Source organism: Brasilonema angustatum, assembly GCF_059505445.1.
The window spans coordinates 1-18,533 of the sequence record NZ_JCACKO010000048.1; the positions used below are offsets into that span (position 1 = coordinate 1).

Here is an 18,533-nt window from a genome sequence, read left to right on the forward strand (position 1 = left end):
CCCTAAGGGGGCCGGAGCTAACGCGCTCCGCCAGATGCCTCTGTCGGGAAACCCTGCTACAGCACTGGTCTCACCAAATCAAACCGGATTCCTATATATTATTAAGTATTGCTATGAATACAGACACTAAAATTATAACTGTGCTTTCAGTAAAACACTCATTAGTAGCTTACCAAAGGGACGTTGGCGGATGGAAAAGGCTTATGAACTTTACACTTTTGCCTCATCCTCACAGCAAACCCCACCTTCGGTGATCAATACCTGTCAATATTCGGTTGATAAAGTATTAGCAGCAAGCTAGTGAGGGTAGTGAGTCCTTATATCATCAAGCTATTCACCAAAGTTACAGACTCACAAAAACCTATTTTCTTTAAGATATGCAAAGAAAATTTATCACAGCAACACTTCATAAATCAATTAACCTTTTCAACTAATGGTTGACTGGTAACAGGTGAATGCACAAAATCTCCAGTAAATTTGAGCAAACCTGATTCACAGGGACAGCGGTGTATGAGTAACGGTAAAAAGTTAGAGTTAACGAAATTGTCTTGTCAACTGCAAACAATTGCATCAGCAGTCCATGATACAGCCCAAGATTGTCAAGGGAATGCTAAAGCTATTTTAGCTTTACTAAGACAGTTGGAGCAGTTACATCGAGAGATCCGAGATGGCGCTTTCCAACAGAGTTTGCCTGATAATCGTCAAGGTCTCTACTCACTGCTTCGCGATATTGAGGCTGAAGGAGGCTGGCCATATATTGAACGTATGAGGTTACAAGCCTTTTTAACAAACGCAGAACAACAGACGGCTGTTGAAAACAGCAGTGAGGTTTTGGAAAACGATAGCTCCTTGAACTGGTAGTACTAATTTTGAACTGTGGATTTGAGATTGGGAATTGTCAGTTATTTTTCGTTGATTGTTCTTAAGGACAAACCTCTATTCATCCCCATGACCATCTCTAAGGCTTGCTCCTGCATCACATGCCCATAATATGGGCATTATATTCAGTACTATCACGCTAATCATGATATTATAAAAAATTACCCTGTTTTTCCTTTTTTTGTTAAGAATAAGACATTGTATATACTCTGATTAAATTTCTTCAAAATTCAACACATTTTAACCGTTTAAGTACTCTTGTGTGATTTTAGCTCCTGAGTTCTCGGTCGGACAATGAAAAAGTAGTATGCAGATAATACTATTTTTTTTGTAGCTTTTTGAAGTAGGAAATGGTTGCCACAAAAAAATCAAAAGGCTAGATTCATCTGGAGAGCAGATCTAAGTCCCGCTAACAGCATTTACTAAAATTACGTAATAGTACATGCGTAATGACGATTAGGACTAAAAGTATGGAAGGGTTTAAATGGCTGGCATTGTATCGGTTTCCCGCTCAGATTTAAAAGGTCGCCGTAAGAAATTACGTCAAAAGCGGCAGATGAAAATTATCCAGACAATTTGGCAAACCATTACCGTGAGTTCATTGGCGGGAGGTTTGCTGTGGACGGCTATCCAACCGATTTGGGTACTTAAAACACCCCAAGACATTGAGGTTTTAGGTAATCACTTACTATCTAATGAGGCGATTGAGTCATTGCTTGTGCTTTCGTATCCTCAGTCTTTATGGCGGATAGAACCTCATAGAATCGCTGAATCTTTGAAACAGCAACCGATGATAGTACAAGCGATTGTCAATCGTCGTCTGTTTCCACCAGGGTTAATCGTCCAGATTCAAGAACGAGTTCCTGTAGCGATCGCCGAAGGCGGCGGCAACAGCCTCGCCCAAAGTCGTCGGGAGCAAGGAAACAGTGACACGGATCACAAAAAAGTATCTGTAGGATTGCTAGATGCCAATGGTGTTTGGATACCTATAGAAAAATACACATCTGGTGATCCCAGCTTACGATTGCCTAGTCTCAAAGTTTTTGGCTCATTAGAGCAGTACCAACCTTATTGGACTGAACTTTATCAAGCTCTCAGCCAGAGTTCTGTTAACGTTAAAGAAATTGATTTCCAAGATCCAACAAATTTAATTTTGAAAACAGAACTGGGAAATATACATCTTGGAGCACCTAGTTCTTTGTTGCCTGAAAAAATTAAGGTAATGGCACAAATGCGCAATTTACCTGCACAACTGAATCGTAGCCAAATAGACTACATTGACCTCAAAAATCCAGATCTTCCGTTAGTACAAATGAACCAAAATAACAACAACCGAACTCCTCAGCAAGTATCTAAAAAGATTTGATGGATTCGATGTGTAAGACACACCTAATTGATAAGGAAGTTTTATGCTGAATCAATATACAATTTTCGATATTGCAGTAATCAACGATATTGCAGTACCCAAGTATAAACTAGCGTTAACTTCTGATGACAATGGGAGGAATAATGATTAAAACTTCTACATTGGAGTAGAAGTAGAGGTTGTTATTGCCCTAACATTTAAATATAGTGGGTGCATAAACGTTAGGCAAACTGATGATGGAGTCTAAGCTGAAAAACGCTTCTTGGCTACTTAGTGTTCGATAGAACGCATCAGATGACCGAATTGAGTTCATGAGCTTTTTATTTTCTGCTAACCCAAAAAAGGAAAGCAATATTGTCTTCGAGGAAAAGTGCAGTGAGTCCAGCGCTGCAGGAGGGTTTCCCTCTGTAGGCGACGGGCGTTCCCGATAGCCGTAAGGCGTGGCGTTAGCCATAGGGTTTACAACAGTTTCCGCTAAGGATGGACAGTTTGTTCTCCGAGCAGGTTTTGAAAACAGTTGTATTCAGACATCCAAACAGTGAATTTCCGTAAGTAAAACTCTATAGCAACAAAAGTGAAGCACACTCACATAGACGTGTAAGGATTGCTTCCCTTCGATTCCTCTAAATACCCTTAGACTTTCGTGCTAGTCAGAAGCGGAACTCTTCCAAAGCAAAGGTAAAATTTCTTTATTGCAAAGTTTTCCTTGTTTTCCTTATACACAAGGTGAAGCTGATAGCAAAAAACCAGGGTGTTCCATTTAATAAGTCATTTCTCGGTTATGTCCAGTTCAGCAATAGATAATGAGAATAGAAATCTTGTGTCTTAAATGGTAAATCCGATTGTTCAAACCTTAATGACAGATGAGACTCACCACGGTCTGCCTTTACAAGTTACGCAGTTAGTTCCGGATTTTGTGTACAGAATTTTCTCTTTGTCAAGATTGTGTATACCTAATCACTTAAAATTACTCCGAACAGACGATTTTGAAGGCGGCAATATTTGCTTATACCAACGGTTACGAGACTTCTATTTTTTAAATTTATACCATAAAAACTCTGTGCGCGGATCGGAGAGCGAAAAAAAAACCTATAGCTCTAGTCATAAAATAAATGTCCAATATCAGCCACAATCTCGAACACGGAGATATGATTGGGGATACCAGGGGTATACTGAGCCAAATCGGCCAAATAGTAGTGAAGATATTAATGTCTGGTGGAAGTTATACAGGTCAATTTTCGGTAAATATAGGTATACTTCACTAGAATTAGCTATGCGACTGGATGCCTTAATGGCTAACCCGATAGCAAACCTTCGACCTCCAATCCTACCAAGGCTGGAAGTTGAAAGAACCATAAACAAAAATGCCATAGATTATGGCGACCTCGCGTCAAACTATAGTTGACTCTCAGGTGAATAACACCATAAAAAGTCGTTTATCTACATGCTCGCAACTCCGATGACACTTGATAATAACCAAGGGCTTACCTATAAAAACTCCCAGTCTCCCGGACAGCAGGGGTTATCGCTGGCAATCAACTCGACCAATCCCTTTAATAATACTGGGGTAAACTATGGGCAAAACCATGACACCAAGAAGATTGCTAGTGAAGAAACACGAATGGGTGATATTGTTCCTGGTCGAGTCGCCAATATTAAAGTAATTGGTGTGGGTGGTGGCGGTAGTAATGCTGTTAACCGCATGATTGCGTCTGATGTAATTGGCGTAGAGTTTTGGTCAATTAACACTGATGCACAGGCTCTGACTTTAGCATCTGCTCCCGCTCGCTTGCAAATTGGACAGAAACTTACGCGGGGTTTAGGAGCTGGTGGTAACCCTGCTATTGGTCAAAAAGCTGCTGAGGAATCACGCGACGAAATCGCTAAGGCTTTAGAGGGTGCTGACTTAGTCTTTATCACTGCTGGTATGGGAGGAGGTACTGGTACTGGTGCAGCTCCGATTGTTGCTGAAGTGGCAAAAGAAATGGGCGCTCTCACTGTCGGTGTGGTGACGCGTCCATTTATCTTTGAAGGGCGTCGCCGCACCAGTCAAGCAGAGCAAGGTGTTGAAGGTCTAAAAAGTAGAGTGGATACACTCATCATTATCCCCAACAACAAGCTTTTGGAAGTCATCCCGGAGCAGACACCTATGCAGGAAGCTTTTCGCTATGCAGATGACGTGCTACGTCAAGGGGTACAAGGTATTTCAGATATCATCACAATCCCTGGTTTGATTAACGTTGACTTTGCCGATGTACGCGCTGTTATGGCGGATGCGGGATCAGCATTGATGGGGATTGGGATTGGCTCAGGAAAATCAAGAGCTAGAGAAGCAGCAATTGCTGCCATTTCTTCCCCGTTACTAGAGTCTTCGATTGAAGGAGCTAGAGGCGTTGTCTTTAACATTACTGGTGGTAGTGACCTGACCTTGCATGAAGTAAACGCCGCAGCAGAAACAATTTATGAAGTTGTTGATCCCAACGCCAATATTATTTTTGGAGCAGTGATTGATGATAGGCTCCAGGGTGAGGTCAGACTTACCGTAATTGCCACAGGATTTACAGGTGAAGTACAAGCTGCACAGCAACAAAACGTCAATCAAGGACGGGTTGTCTCCCCAGCAGGAACAAGGCGACCAATGCCACAGCCACAGGCACAGCCACAGTCACAGCCACAGTCACAGCCACAGCCACCAGCAGCTAATCCTCCAACGCCGATCGCCGAACCCAAAGAAAAACCAGGACTAGATATACCGGATTTTCTCCGTAACCGACGCACACCCCGTAATTAAGAATTTATGAACTTATCGATGGGATCAGGGTGAAAAATTTTATATGACTCATCATTCATTAAGTCTTAGTTGGAGGGTTTTGCAATCTGCTAAAAAAGTCTCAACTTTGGACGAAAAGTCATCCCCAACTTTATGGAGGAGATAGAGGAACCTGGGCGCGTGCACACAGCAGCGCCCTAGTGGCAACGGGCACGCCTTACCGTGAGTAAGCTGTTGGTACGGTAACCCTGGCGCAGGCGACTGGCGTATGCGCAAAGCGCACGCCCAGAGGTCTAAAGCGTAGCGAGACCGTTCGGCTCCGGATCGTTGCCCGCAATGAGCGCAGCCGTGGCGTTAGCCATAGGGCTCAGGTCTTCCCCGGAGGGCTATCGGGTATCTCCTAGGCGCACCAACGCACGCGCACAGGCTAATCAACCAGCAAAGCGTATGCCTGCGGCACGCTTTGCGCTTGTGGCAACAACAGCGTTGTAGCGAGTGGCGTGGACTCCTGTTTTTCCTTGTAGTGGTTCATCCATTAAGAATGCATTTGAGCAATTTTGTCTAGCTTTGACTTATGTCAACGGTTTCTGGCAATGGTTATGATTGATCATTTTTTTGCCCGCTCAACCCATTGAATGACCTGATGACCAATATGAGTGCCGTCAAACCGGTCTATCTCGCGTACTCCGGTAGGACTTGTGACGTTGACTTCAGTCAGGTAACCACCGATCACGTCAATGCCGACAAAAATTAAGCCATCTTTGCGTAAGGTTTCAGCGAGTTGGGTGCAAATTTCATACTCTCTTGGAGTGATATCAGTTTGGGCAACCGTACCACCTGTCGCCATATTATTACGAAAGTCGCTGCCAGATGAAAGGCGATTGAGGGCACCGATTGGCTCGCCATTGAGCAGAATAATCCGCTTGTCTCCGTCTTTTGCCTCCGGTAAGTAGGTTTGTACCATAACTGGAACTTGACCATGGAGGGTACTGAGTTCGACTATAGAATTGAAGTTGCGATCGCCTCCTTCTAAAATTAAAATCCCTTCTCCGGCTTTATTCCCCAGTGGTTTGAGTACCGCTCTTCCTTGAGCCTCTACAAATTGCCGGATCAACTGCTTCTGTGGAGTAACAATAGTTTCTGGAATCGCTTTGGTAAACTGAAGGGCATACATTTTTTCATTTGCCGCCCGAATTCCTGAAGGACTGTTGATAACCAAAGTTTTGTTTTGGTCTATGTAGTCCAGAATGTACGTAGCATAAAGATAAGCAACTGTGACAGGTGGATCTGTCCGCATAAAGACGGCATCCAGTGTTTCTAGGCAAACAAGGGTACGGCTACTCAACTTGTACCAAGGATTAGCTGCTTGATAACGTCCTTCTACCAACTGCACGGGTATAAGTTCTACTCTTTCTAAGAGCGCCCAAGCTTTGCCTTCCACCACACTGAGTTGATTGACTTGAGTTACCCAAATTTCATGTCCTAGAATTTGCGCTGCTTCCATCAGAGCAACACTTGTGTCGTGACACGGATCAAGTTGATGGATAGGATCAATGATAAAAGCCAGTTTCACACTTTCTGCCTCAATTGCCAAAAAATTCTTCTAAGGTTGTTCCATTTAGATTATGCCCTTAAGAGTTATAAGTAACCAAACAAAGAACTCAGGAATCACCAACTCAGTAGTTATGGGGGATGAATAGCAAACAGGATACAAGCCTAAGTGTGTTCTGCGTTCTTCTTTATTTTCCTTAACTCTAATGACTTTTATGTCAACTTATACAGTTTTGCTCGACGCTAGTAGCTCATCCAGCTTGCCTTGATCTTCTAAGGCATAAATATCATCACAACCGCCAACGTGATGGTCGTTGATAAAAATTTGTGGTAAAGAGCGCCTGCCATTTGCTCTTTTAGCCATAAGATTGCGTGCAGCTTCATCTCCATCAATGCTGTATTCTGTGTAATTTACCCCCTTGTTTGCCAGCAAATTTTTGGCTTGAATACAATATGGGCAAGTTCTCCAGGTATAAATTTCTACTTTTGCAGCCATAAGTTCCTCAACTTTTATTAATGTTTTTTAATTTTAAGACAATAATGTTTTTGTGGCTGTAGATGCTTTCACTTGTGTTTGCTCTGTTAATCAGATGCAGCCGTTGTGTCCTTTAGAGAAATTCAAATTCTGAATGTAGTAATAGTTCTAAAAGTTTGTGTAAAGTAAAGCTTTAGAATATCTTATTTTTTAGTTAATAAACTGCTCTTAAGATGACATCCCTGTCTCCTCACAAAAAAGCCAAAGCCCTTAAACCCAGTAGCCGTCGCCCTGCTAAAGAACTCTGTAGCGAGTGCGGTTTGTGCGATACATACTATATTCACTATGTCAAACAAGCTTGTGCTTTTATTAATCAGCAAATAGATAAACTCGAAGAACAGACGCACACTCGCGCTCGAAATTTTGACAATTCTGACGAGTTGTACTTTGGTGTGCATCAAGACATGATGGCGGCGCGGAAAAAGGAGCCTGTTCCTGGCGCTCAATGGACGGGAATTGTGAGTACGATCGCCATTGAAATGCTGAATCGCGGTATTGTTGAAGGTGTCGTGTGCGTGCAAAACACGAAAGAAGACCGCTTTCAACCGATGCCCATCATTGCCCGTACGCCAGAGGAAATACTGGCAGCGCGAGTTAATAAACCAACACTCTCACCAAATTTATCCGTCTTGGAACAAGTGGAAAAATCAGGAATGAAGCGGCTGTTGGTGATTGGTGTTGGTTGCCAAATTCAGGCATTACGAGCCGTCGAAAAACAATTAGGCTTAGAAAAACTTTACGTTTTGGGTACACCTTGTGTCGATAATGTCAACCGTGCAGGATTGCAAAAATTCTTAGAAACAACCAGCAAATCACCTGACACAGTAGTGCATTACGAATTCATGCAAGACTTCCGGGTTCACTTTAAACACGAAGATGGATCAACCGAAACGGTGCCTTTCTTTGGACTAAAAACGAATAAACTAAAAGATGTGTTTGCCCCCTCCTGTATGAGTTGCTTTGATTACGTCAATTCTCTAGCAGATTTGGTTGTAGGTTACATGGGGGCACCTTTTGGGTGGCAATGGATTCTGGTGAGAAATGAAACAGGTCAACAGATGCTGGACTTGGTGACAGATCAACTAGAAACCGGGCCAGTCATGTCAAAGGGCGATCGCACAGCCGCAGTCCAACAAAGTATACCTGCTTACGACAAAGGCGTTACCCTCCCGATGTGGGCGGCAAAATTAATGGGTGTCGTCATCGAAAAAATTGGCCCGAAAGGTTTAGAATACGCTCGTTTTTCAATTGATTCTCACTTCACCCGCAACTATTTGTATGTGAAGCGGAATCATCCAGAGAAATTAGACTCACACGTTCCAGGATTTGCCAAGCGTATCGTTGAGCAGTATAAGTTACCAGAGTAAAAAGACAAAAGTAGCCGACTAAGAAGCTAGCTATAATTCTCGATAGTCTCCTACCCGATCCAGCAGAACTGGTGACAGCAAAGCTTGAGTTTACTCAAAGTGAGTTGCAATGGGTATTGAAGGCGTAGAATTTGATGTGGGCAATAAAGAGTTCATCCTTATGGCAACAAAATTTCCAAAATTTAGCCAGGATCTAGCACAAGACCCGACGACGCGTCGGCTGTGGTATGCGATCGCAACAGGAAATGACTTTGAAAGCCACGATGGCATGACAGAAGAAAATCTTTACCAAAAGATATTCGCAACTCACTTCGGTCATGTGGCAATCATCTTCCTGTGGGCATCGAGCCTGCTGTTCCATGTAGCCTGGCAAGGTAACTTTGAACAGTGGATAAAAGATCCTCTTCATATCCGTCCAATAGCTCATGCAATTTGGGACCCGCACTTCGGGAAACCAGCAATCGAAGCCTTTACCCAAGGCGGGGCGAACTATCCAGTCAATATCACCTACTCCGGTATCTACCACTGGTGGTACACCATTGGTATGCGGACGAACAATGAACTGTATGTAGGTTCAGTTTTCCTGCTGCTGTTGGCATCATTGTTCCTGTTTGCAGGTTGGTTGCACTTGCAACCCAAGTACCGTCCGAGTTTGGCTTGGTTTAAGAGTGCAGAACCACGTCTGAACCACCACCTAGCAGGTCTGTTTGGTGTGAGTTCTTTGGCTTGGACAGGTCACTTAGTTCACGTAGCCATCCCCGAATCTCGTGGAATTCATGTGGGTTGGGATAACTTCCTAACCAGCCTGCCCCACCCAGCGGGTTTAGCACCATTCTTTACCGGAAATTGGGCGGCCTACGCGAACAACCCGGACACAGCAAACCATGTGTTTGGCACATCGCAGGGAGCGGGAACAGCGATTTTGACATTTTTGGGTGGGTTCCATCCTCAAACCGAATCGCTGTGGTTGACCGACATGGCTCACCACCACTTGGCGATCGCGGTAATTTTCATCATCGCCGGTCATATGTACCGGACGAACTTCGGGATTGGTCACAGCATCAAAGAAATGCTGAACTCCAAAACGTTCTTTGGCAGCAAAACCGAAGGTCAGTTCAATTTGCCTCACCAAGGACTGTACGACACGTACAACAACTCGCTGCACTTCCAGTTGTCGATCCACCTGGCAGCGCTGGGAACAATTACGTCGTTGGTAGCGCAGCATATGTACGCGATGCCTCCTTACGCATTCATCGGTAAGGACTACACAACGCAAGCAGCTTTGTACACGCATCACCAATACATAGCTGTGTTCTTGATGCTGGGTGCATTTGCTCACGCAGCAATCTTCTGGGTACGTGACTACGATCCAGAGCAAAACAAAGGCAACGTACTAGACCGGGTACTCAAGCACAAAGAAGCAATCATCTCGCACCTGAGTTGGGTATCGTTGTTCTTGGGCTTCCACACCTTGGGTCTATACGTCCACAATGACGTAGTAGTAGCTTTCGGTACACCTGAGAAGCAAATTCTGATTGAGCCAGTGTTTGCACAATTCATTCAGGCTTCTCACGGAAAAGTGCTGTATGGCTTGAACACCTTGCTGTCTAATCCTGATAGTATTGCTTCCAACACAGGGGCTTTTTGGTTACCAGGTTGGCTGGATGCAGTCAATAACACGACCAACTCGCTGTTCTTAACGATAGGTCCTGGTGACTTCTTGGTTCACCATGCGTTTGCTCTGGCGATCCACACGACAGTTCTGGTACTGGTAAAAGGTGCTTTGGATGCGCGTGGTTCCAAACTGATGCCCGATAAAAAGGACTTCGGTTACTCGTTCCCCTGCGATGGTCCAGGTCGTGGCGGTACTTGCGACATCTCGGCTTGGGACGCTTTCTACATGGCCACATTCTGGGCACTCAACACCGTAGGTTGGGTGACCTTCTACTGGCACTGGAAGCATCTGGGTATTTGGCAAGGAAACGTCGCACAGTTCAACGAATCTTCAACTTACCTGATGGGGTGGTTCCGTGATTACCTGTGGGCGAACTCGGCTCAGTTAATCAACGGTTATAACCCCTACGGTATGAACAACCTGTCTGTCTGGGCTTGGATGTTCTTATTCGGACACCTGGTTTGGGCAACTGGCTTCATGTTCTTGATCTCTTGGAGAGGTTACTGGCAAGAGTTGATTGAAACTTTGGTTTGGGCACACGAGCGTACTCCTTTGGCGAACCTGATTCGCTGGAAAGACAAGCCCGTTGCGATGTCCATCGTTCAAGCTCGTCTGATTGGTTTAGCTCACTTCAGTGTGGGTTACGTCTTCACCTACGCGGCATTCCTGATTGCCTCTACTGCTGGTAAGTTTGGTTGATTCAGCGGTGAGTAGTAGGTCAGTCATCAAAATCCCCTGCCGCGAGGTGGGGGATTTGTACATCACCTTTGTTTTTTTGTCAAGTAACTTTTGCTAGATCCCTAGTAGTTAGTCGTGAATAGTTAACTTAGGTTGGTTGTACAAAGTAGTGTCATAGCCCTCACTGATTTATTTCCTACACACGCCAGATACCTACGGAGGGAAACCCTCCTATGGCACAAAGTGCCACGCTACGCTATCAGTACTGGCTCCCCTACACCCTTATACCCTTACACCCCTTCTTCCAATTCCCTATTTTATGAGTGCAGAAATTATTTGTGTTGGAACCGAACTCCTGTTAGGAGATATCCTCAACGGTAATGCTCAATATTTGGCGCGGCAGTTGGCTGGGCTAGGTATTCCCCACTACTATCAAACAGTTGTCGGAGATAACCCAACAAGATTAAAACAGGTTATAGAAATTGCAAGTCAAAGAGCGGAAATTTTGATTTTTACTGGAGGTCTTGGTCCAACACCAGATGACCTGACTTGTGAAACCATTGCTGATTTTTTTGGCGCTCCTTTAGCAGAACGTCCAGATATTATTGAAGATATTACCAGAAAATATGTTCAACGCGGTCGGGTTATGACCGCCAGCAACCGCAAGCAAGCTTTGATACCCCAAGGTGCCGAAGTTTTACCAAACCCTACGGGAACAGCACCCGGCATTATTTGGCAGCCTCGTTCAGGATTAACGATTTTCACCTTTCCTGGTGTGCCAAGTGAAATGTATCGGATGTGGGAGGATACTGCTGTACCTTATCTGAAAAGTCAAGGTTGGGGTAAAGAAATTATTTATAGTCGGATGTTAAAGTTTTGGGGTGTGACGGAATCAGCTTTAGCAGAAAAGGTCGCAGCTTATCTAAACTTGCCCAACCCAACAGTTGCACCTTATTCCAGTAGAGGAGAAGTGAAATTACGAGTTTCTGCTAAAGCTGCTTCCCAATCACAAGCACAAGATTTGATAGCCCCCATTGAAAAACAGATTAAAGAAATTGCGGGATTAGATTATTATGGTGCAGATAATGACACCCTTGCCTCAGTAGTGGGTGAGTTGTTGCGTGGTGCAGGGGAAACTCTTTCTGTGGCTGAATCTTGCACTGGTGGCGGATTAGGGCAAATGTTAACGGAGATTTCTGGAAGTTCTGATTACTTTTGGGGTGGGGTCATTTCTTATGATAACTCCGTAAAAGTAGGGCTTTTGGGTGTTAACTCCGAAGATTTGGCAAAGCATGGGGCTGTCAGTTCTATTGTTGCAGAACAAATGGCTGCGGGAGTGCGATGTATGGCGACAAGCCGCTCCGCGTCTACGCGTCTTTCGACCACTTGGGGATTGAGTATCACTGGTATTGCTGGACCCACAGGTGATACGGAGACAAAGCCTGTCGGTTTGGTTTATATCGGGTTAGCTGGATCGAATGGAGAAGTGCAAAGTTTTGAATATCATTTTGGTGCAGGGCGAGGTCGGTCGTTAATTCGCCACCTCAGTGCGTGTACAGCATTGGACAATCTGCGAAGGAAGTTGTTGAGTCAGAAGGCAGCTGTTAAGTAGCTCAACCTAATTAAACGTGAAATGTCATTGCGAGTGAAACGCAGTGAAGCGTAAGCGCAAGCGCACGCCAAGGGCTAACGCGCAGCGTGTCCCCTTGGGACTCAGCAATCGCAATAATCGTATTTTATGTTTTTTTATGTTGACCTACTTATGCCTTCTAAATAAATGATGTTGTTGGCAAATTTATCGCAGGAAGTTTGAAAGAATTCTTCTTTCAAACTTCCTTCAAACTTGAACGAACCCATGATCAACCAAAACTAAAAAGCGAAGTAGTATACCTGAAGTCCGGAGAGTACAAACAGTTTAGAATCCCCACTCATTCATGGCGGGGAGAGGTCAATTTTAATTGTTAAGCAACCTAAATATCCGCTAATCAACCCATTATGAAAGCGATAGAGAATAGCTAATTATATAAAAAAAATGACTAATTAATAATAACAGTCATAACTGTGATTTTTATAACTTAAGCAAAATTAATCTAAATAAGCTGGCTGTAAAGAGTCTATAAAAAATATAGCTTTTACAACCAACAAATGCTAGCTTAGGCATAAGCCATCAAAACACTAAGGCTAACAGAGTCTGGCTATCCCTATTAGCCGGACTCTACCTAATTCTTGACACATATAAAGCTTATCCAGAGCATTTCAATTATTTACACCCCGATTCGGGTTGAAACTGCCAAATAACAAAATATCCACACTAGATCCTGTGGGATTGGATGGCTGTACGTCCTAGATTAAGAAGGAGGCAAGATGTCTGCACCACAAGATTGGATAATTTATTTTTTGGTATTCCTTTTAGTGACCTTTAGGTCCTGGGCCTGGTTTAGGTCCTGGGCCTGATGATCCACCAGATGATGAGCCAGATGATGAGCCTGCTGATGCGCTTGATGAGCCACCGTTGCTGACATAAATATTGTTAACAACAGTAGTAGTAGGCTGCTGACTCCCGTACCCGTACCCGTACCCACCAAAAAGGAACGAAAGTAAACCAAGAGTACCACCCGAAACTGTGGATTGATTTTCATCAGACAGATCGGACATGTAGCTCTCATCTAGAGAAACTAGTTGATATTTAGATTCGGTCGTCATGATAACTCACTATTTGGTGAAAGTTTTCTTTGTGTTGATGAGTTTTTCTGAATACTTCACAAAACAAAATGCTAGTAAATGCATCAGCTAGGAAATACCAGGTATTAATTCAACAAGAAATCCCATGCAAAAAATAAAAGCCAAATGCCCTTTTCTTAGCGAAAACTACTGTTGTTTTTGAAACTCATAAGTATCAAATGACAACAAAAAAAAGTATTTGGATAATTTATTTTTCGCTATTCCTTTTAGTGACCTTTGCCTGAACCACCAGATGATGAGCCAGATGATGAGCCTGCTGATGCGCTTGATGAGCCACCGTTGTTGACATAAATATTGTTAATAACAGTAGTAGTAGGCTGTTGGTTGTACCCGCCGTAGCCGCCGAAAAGCCCACCTAAAAGCCCAAAAAGTAAACCAAGAGTACCACCCGAAACTGTGGATTGATTTTCATCAGACAAATCAGACATGTAGCTCTCATCTAGAGAAACTAGTTGATATTTAGATTCGGTCGTCATGATAACTCACTATTTGGTGAAAGTTTTCTTTGTGTTGATGAGTTTTTCTGAATACTTCACAAAACAAAATGCTAGTAAATGCATCTGCTTAGGAAATACCAGGTATTAATTTAACAATAAATTCCATGCAAAAAATAAAAGCCAAATGCCTTTACTTAGCTGAAACTACTGTTGTTTTTTAAACTCACAAGTATCAAATTACAACAAACAAACAAAAAAGTATAGTGTTTTTATTTTATTTTTTATAAAATTCTGATAAAGAATAAAAAAATACATATAAAAATATGGTACTTAGAAAAAAAGGAAAATCAAACTAGCTAAGATTCTTTTTTTTTCATAGCTTTTCAGTTTATAGCAATTCTATTGTTCAAAAAATAAGCTTTTTGTTACTCAGTATTAACATGTTAATATTTAGCCAATATCAATAATTTTAAGAAACTTTAAAATTCTTCTGAAGATATCAAAAAATATAAAAACCATGATATATCGCACATTAAAAATAACGAATTAAAAAATATTACGAATAAATATTTCTTTTTTTTGAATAAAATTACTGCTGTCTATATGATTAGTAATTTTCTAAAAAAAGAAATACTATGATTAGAGTTTTGCTGGTAAATGACCAACAAAATATATAGTAATCCGTGCAGAAGTTGTGAAATTACTCGTTGAGGCGCTTAACAAGCAACAGGCAAAATAATAAAAAATGAACCGCGTAAGACTTGGGAGCTGCTTTTTCTAGGGTAGGACGCAAAGAGCGCGTTTTTGCATAAATCCTAATTGAGTTAAAAAAACTGCCTCTAGATAAATAAAGCCCGCTTGCGCGGGCTACAAATAAAAATATTTAGCGTTCTTGTGAAAAAACTTCTGCTTATTTGATAAAGAGGGGGAGAAAAAGTTATATTTTTCTCATAAAACTTGGTTCATCAAGCAGCTTGAAACTCTCCTAGCATTTTTACTTCTGGTTCTAACGGAATAGACCAACGTTCTTGTACCTGATGTTGGACATGGCGAATGAGATTGAAAATATCCCAAGCACTAGCGCCACCACAGTTAACGATAAAATTAGCATGCCGTTGTGCAACTTGCGCTTTGCCAATTTGGTAGCCTTTGAGACCAGTCTGTTCAATTAACCAGCCTGCGGTGTAAGGTTTAGGATTGCGGAATACACTACCACAACTGGGCAAGTGATAGGGTTGAGTGTTTAGTCGATGCTCTTTGTGTTGTTTGGTAGCTGCTAAAACTTCTGTTGGGTTTGCCCCTGGCTGGAGTTGAAAAGTCGCTTGGGTGACGATGCGATCGCTTCCTTGGAGGATAGAGGTGCGGTAGCTGTAGCTCAACTGTTCGCGGGTGAGAGTTTCCACAGTTCCATTCGGTAAAAGTACTTGAGCACTTACTAATATATCTGCGATACAACTATTGTGTGCCCCTGCATTCATCACTATGGCACCCCCAATAGTTCCAGGAATACCAACAGCCCACTCAAATCCTTGCCATCCCCGCTCTGCTACCTGCCATGCTAGGCTTGGAATTGGGTCTCCTGCAGCGACAGTTAACTGACCTGTTTCTAAGTCAAAATGGCTATGGCGCAAATGACGAGTCACAATCACTAAACCTGGTATCCCACAATCACTGACGAGCAAGTTAGATCCTGCTCCTAGTATTGTGACTGGTAAATTATGTGTTCTCGCATACTGAATACTGGCTTGCAGAGCTTCTAAGTTTCGAGGGGCAACACACCACTCAGCAGGTCCACCGACTCTGTATGAAGTATACGCTGCAAGCGTTACTTGAGATTTAATAACACAATCAGTACCAAGTAAATAAATTTCTTTACTTTCGATGGAATTATTAGATGTTATTAGCCTGCTATTTGTCATACCAGAAACTTTGCAGACATTTGCTACTGCCTGGGATATTGTCATATCTTTTAGAATGCGCTGAGTTTAGATGTTTGTATGCCGTAAAAATACGACACCAATGAGAAGCCATGTAACTATTGCTAAACGGACACTATGCGAATAAGGGAAACCAACTTATACGAAAGTTGTACTCCCTGTCTGGGGGTAAAAAACTTTCCTTAAGAAGTTGCCTTAGCTGGTGGACATTGTGTCGCCATGACTTCGGGAATCACTTGATTAATATTCCCAGCTCCGAGAAACAGCGCCAAGTCTCCATAATGCAGAGTTTGCTGTAAGTATTCGCAGACTGAGGCTAAAGTTGGTTGATACATTACCTGCGGGTGCTGTTTAGCTACCTCACTTGCAAGTTTTTCACCACTGACTTGCCCCAAGTTTGGCTCGCCTGCACTGTAAATGTCAGTGAGGATAACTAAATCAGCATGACTAAACGATTGAGCAAATTCTTCCAAAAAGGTAAGCGTGCGGCTATAGCGATGGGGCTGGAAGATCGCAACTACTCTGTGTCCTGGTCTTGCCTGTAAGCGTGCAGCAGCAAGAGTAGCACGAATTTCACTCGGGTGATGGGCGTAATCATCAATAAAAGTGATGCCATTAACTTCACCCCGGAATTCAAAACGGCGTCTTGCGCCTTCAAAGGTCGCAAGACCCTTAGCTATTTCTGCAAATTTTAAGCCCAAGATCCGACCAACCGCCACTGCGGCTAGAGCATTACTGAGGTTGTGCTTACTGAGTAAGCGCAAGTTCAACACACCCAAAGCCTTGCTCCTTTCCCATACAAGAGCTGTGGTACCATCGGCTTTATAGTCCACGTTGCTGACAGTGTAGTCAGCACCAGTTTCAGGATTTAGGCTATAGCTAATCGTTGGTTGTAGGCGATCGCGTACAGTCGTGCAATCAATGCTGCCTACCAAAGTTTTACAGCCTTTTGCAAATGTCTGAAAAGTTTCCACCACTTCCTCTAATGTGTCGTAGTGGTCGGGATGGTCTAATTCTATGTTAGTGATAATACCTATTTCTGGGCTATGTTTAACCAGAGAACCATCTGATTCATCTGCTTCTGCTACTAAATACTGACTTTGCCCCAGTCGGGCATTGCCTTCCCAAGCATTCACTTCTCCACCGACTAAAATAGTTGGATCAAGACCTGCTTCGAGTAGCATATAACCAATCATGCTACTTGTTGTCGTTTTTCCGTGGGTTCCTGCGACAGCAATACTATTATATTGAGTAATCAATGCTGCCAGTACATCAGACCGATGAAAAATTGGGCAACCTAATTCTAATGCTGCTTTGTACTCTAAATTAGTTGTGTTAATGGCTGTTGAACAAATAACTTGAGGTAATTTTGCTTTCGAGAAAGTAGATAGTTCTTCTTGAGTGTTTAATACTACTCCAGTCGGGTGACAATGAGGACGAAAGAATTCGAGATTGCTTGCCTCTTGTTTACCAAAAATATGAGTTCCGATTAATTCTAAACGTCGAGTAATATGGTTTGGACGAAGATCTGAACCAGATACTGGCAGATGACGCTTTGCTAGCACATATGCTAAAGCAGACATGCCTATGCCGCCAATACCAATGAAATGAAATGGTCTACCGCAAAACTCTACTGTATCTTTCATTGATTTATCCTCTATCACCACACCACACAATCATCCTAAATGACACGCGTATCATAACAGGAATTCGATTTTTACTGATACTGCCTTTGTACCACCATTTTTATAACCGATAAGTTGTTTTTTTCACGATTATTTTTCTCATTCCAATCGATTTTACCCTTGTTAGTCATTTTTTCTCTTTATTAACAGATATTATGATTATTCTGAAACTTTATGCTCAATCGGGAAACTCCTCGTTGTAATTGTAAATATATGTTTTTAGCTGCCGATCTCAAATTTGCTATAATTATGAGCTGGTAAATAAAGCCTTTTAAAATTGAAGAAAGCTTGAGAGTTAGTGGATACACCAATTGGCAATTATTTGAGGTACTTTTGCTCCAGTTCCTAATGTACACGTGCTTCTAGCCAAGACAGCTTTGGACGGAACTCTTTTAGAACGAGTCGTTTGGGTGTCTTCACAAAATTTTTCTCAGAAATATATATAGTGGAACGACTTATTGCAGACAACCTGGGATTGACTGTATCACTCGTTTTTGAAAAGTCGTTCTGGCATTCCTTATACTATTGACACCCTGATTGCCTTGCTGGCTACTTATCCCAATACTCACTGGTACTAGATTCTTGGTGATAGAACATTTCAAGCCTTACCTCATTGGTACGGTGGACAAGAATTAGGACAATTGTGTGATTGGTTAATTGCACCCAGACTCCTAGGCTGTGAGAACATAGCTTAAGGTAGGTTAATGTGCAAGTGAGGCAGCGCGGACGCCACATGCCTAGGTCGGGAAACCCTCCTGCAGCAGTGGCTCGTCTAGGGGGTTTCCACGCCAGGTGCTACAACGGGGGGAACCCCAACGCCCTTCGGGAACGCCCGTCGCCTACGGAGGGAGACCCTCCTGCAGCGCTGGTCTCACCAGATACCTACGGAGGGAGACCCTCATCAAGTACTG

13 protein-coding genes are annotated in these 18,533 nt (G+C 43.0%); 6 read left to right on the plus strand and 7 right to left on the minus strand.

Translation table 11 applies throughout. From position 1 onward, the window contains the following. The first annotated feature begins 510 nt into the window (after positions 1-510). Both AC5JM2_RS10905 and AC5JM2_RS10910 read left to right on the plus strand, forming a co-directional pair. A complete protein-coding gene (locus AC5JM2_RS10905) occupies positions 511-861 on the plus strand; it encodes a hypothetical protein (protein ID WP_495834901.1) in 351 nt (116 codons plus the stop codon). Between the two features lie 502 nt (positions 862-1,363). After that, positions 1,364-2,245, plus strand: a complete 882-nt coding sequence (locus AC5JM2_RS10910; RefSeq protein ID WP_495834902.1) for a cell division protein FtsQ/DivIB — start codon at positions 1,364-1,366, stop codon at positions 2,243-2,245. Positions 2,246-2,435: 190 nt separating this feature from the next. Here AC5JM2_RS10910 and AC5JM2_RS10915 read toward each other — a convergent pair whose 3' ends face one another. Continuing rightward, entirely contained in the window at positions 2,436-2,699 is a 264-nt protein-coding gene (locus AC5JM2_RS10915; protein WP_495834903.1) for a hypothetical protein, read from the minus strand. A gap of 1,005 nt (positions 2,700-3,704) precedes the next feature. Here AC5JM2_RS10915 and ftsZ point away from each other — a divergent pair. Continuing rightward, entirely contained in the window at positions 3,705-5,036 is a 1,332-nt protein-coding gene (ftsZ, locus tag AC5JM2_RS10920; RefSeq protein WP_495834932.1) for a cell division protein FtsZ, read from the plus strand. A gap of 586 nt (positions 5,037-5,622) precedes the next feature. On the opposite strand, the gene gshB is transcribed toward ftsZ, so the two are convergent. Continuing rightward, complete coding sequence (gene gshB, locus AC5JM2_RS10925; RefSeq protein ID WP_495834904.1) at positions 5,623-6,588, minus strand: glutathione synthase; 966 nt, start codon at positions 6,586-6,588, stop codon at positions 5,623-5,625. A gap of 201 nt (positions 6,589-6,789) precedes the next feature. Then, complete coding sequence (grxC, locus tag AC5JM2_RS10930) at positions 6,790-7,062, minus strand: glutaredoxin 3 (protein ID WP_495834905.1); 273 nt, start codon at positions 7,060-7,062, stop codon at positions 6,790-6,792. 212 nt (positions 7,063-7,274) lie between these two features. On the opposite strand from grxC, the gene AC5JM2_RS10935 reads away from it, so the two are divergent. From AC5JM2_RS10935 to AC5JM2_RS10945, 3 genes are all read left to right on the plus strand, one after another. Beyond that, positions 7,275-8,468: a Coenzyme F420 hydrogenase/dehydrogenase, beta subunit C-terminal domain gene (locus AC5JM2_RS10935; protein WP_495834906.1), complete on the plus strand. Its 1,194-nt coding sequence runs from the start codon at positions 7,275-7,277 to the stop codon at positions 8,466-8,468. Between the two features lie 160 nt (positions 8,469-8,628). Further along, positions 8,629-10,842 carry a photosystem I core protein PsaB gene (psaB, locus tag AC5JM2_RS10940; protein WP_495834933.1) on the plus strand — a complete coding sequence of 738 codons (2,214 nt, stop codon included), beginning with the start codon at positions 8,629-8,631 and terminating at the stop codon, positions 10,840-10,842. A gap of 298 nt (positions 10,843-11,140) precedes the next feature. Next, positions 11,141-12,433 (plus strand): competence/damage-inducible protein A, encoded by a 1,293-nt coding sequence (locus AC5JM2_RS10945; RefSeq protein ID WP_495834907.1) that lies wholly within the window; start codon positions 11,141-11,143, stop codon positions 12,431-12,433. Positions 12,434-13,230: 797 nt separating this feature from the next. Here the strand turns inward: AC5JM2_RS10945 and AC5JM2_RS10950 are convergent. The 4 genes from AC5JM2_RS10950 to murC form a co-directional block, all read right to left on the minus strand. Continuing rightward, positions 13,231-13,524 carry a hypothetical protein gene (locus AC5JM2_RS10950; protein WP_495834908.1) on the minus strand — a complete coding sequence of 98 codons (294 nt, stop codon included), beginning with the start codon at positions 13,522-13,524 and terminating at the stop codon, positions 13,231-13,233. Between the two features lie 245 nt (positions 13,525-13,769). Next, on the minus strand, positions 13,770-14,039 hold the full coding sequence (locus AC5JM2_RS10955) for a hypothetical protein (RefSeq protein WP_495834909.1): 270 nt from the start codon (positions 14,037-14,039) through the stop codon (positions 13,770-13,772). Between the two features lie 926 nt (positions 14,040-14,965). Then, positions 14,966-15,964, minus strand: a complete 999-nt coding sequence (gene murB / locus AC5JM2_RS10960; RefSeq protein ID WP_495834910.1) for a UDP-N-acetylmuramate dehydrogenase — start codon at positions 15,962-15,964, stop codon at positions 14,966-14,968. A gap of 155 nt (positions 15,965-16,119) precedes the next feature. Then, on the minus strand, positions 16,120-17,583 hold the full coding sequence (murC, locus tag AC5JM2_RS10965) for a UDP-N-acetylmuramate--L-alanine ligase (RefSeq protein ID WP_495834911.1): 1,464 nt from the start codon (positions 17,581-17,583) through the stop codon (positions 16,120-16,122). Positions 17,584-18,533 lie beyond the last annotated feature (950 nt).

What these genes read in the sequence shown, in the direction of transcription:
- AC5JM2_RS10915 (WP_495834903.1), bottom strand. Translation starts at nt 2,699, where the DNA reads ATGGCTAACGCCACGCCTTACGGCTATCGGGAACGCCCGTCGCCTACA.
- psaB (WP_495834933.1), top strand. Translation starts at nt 8,629, where the DNA reads ATGGCAACAAAATTTCCAAAATTTAGCCAGGATCTAGCACAAGACCCG.
- AC5JM2_RS10935 (WP_495834906.1), top strand. Translation starts at nt 7,275, where the DNA reads ATGACATCCCTGTCTCCTCACAAAAAAGCCAAAGCCCTTAAACCCAGT.
- ftsZ (WP_495834932.1), top strand. Translation starts at nt 3,705, where the DNA reads ATGACACTTGATAATAACCAAGGGCTTACCTATAAAAACTCCCAGTCT.
- AC5JM2_RS10905 (WP_495834901.1), top strand. Translation starts at nt 511, where the DNA reads ATGAGTAACGGTAAAAAGTTAGAGTTAACGAAATTGTCTTGTCAACTG.
- grxC (WP_495834905.1), bottom strand. Translation starts at nt 7,062, where the DNA reads ATGGCTGCAAAAGTAGAAATTTATACCTGGAGAACTTGCCCATATTGT.
- murC (WP_495834911.1), bottom strand. Translation starts at nt 17,583, where the DNA reads ATGAAAGATACAGTAGAGTTTTGCGGTAGACCATTTCATTTCATTGGT.
- murB (WP_495834910.1), bottom strand. Translation starts at nt 15,964, where the DNA reads ATGACAATATCCCAGGCAGTAGCAAATGTCTGCAAAGTTTCTGGTATG.
- AC5JM2_RS10955 (WP_495834909.1), bottom strand. Translation starts at nt 14,039, where the DNA reads ATGACGACCGAATCTAAATATCAACTAGTTTCTCTAGATGAGAGCTAC.
- AC5JM2_RS10945 (WP_495834907.1), top strand. Translation starts at nt 11,141, where the DNA reads ATGAGTGCAGAAATTATTTGTGTTGGAACCGAACTCCTGTTAGGAGAT.
- AC5JM2_RS10950 (WP_495834908.1), bottom strand. Translation starts at nt 13,524, where the DNA reads ATGACGACCGAATCTAAATATCAACTAGTTTCTCTAGATGAGAGCTAC.
- AC5JM2_RS10910 (WP_495834902.1), top strand. Translation starts at nt 1,364, where the DNA reads ATGGCTGGCATTGTATCGGTTTCCCGCTCAGATTTAAAAGGTCGCCGT.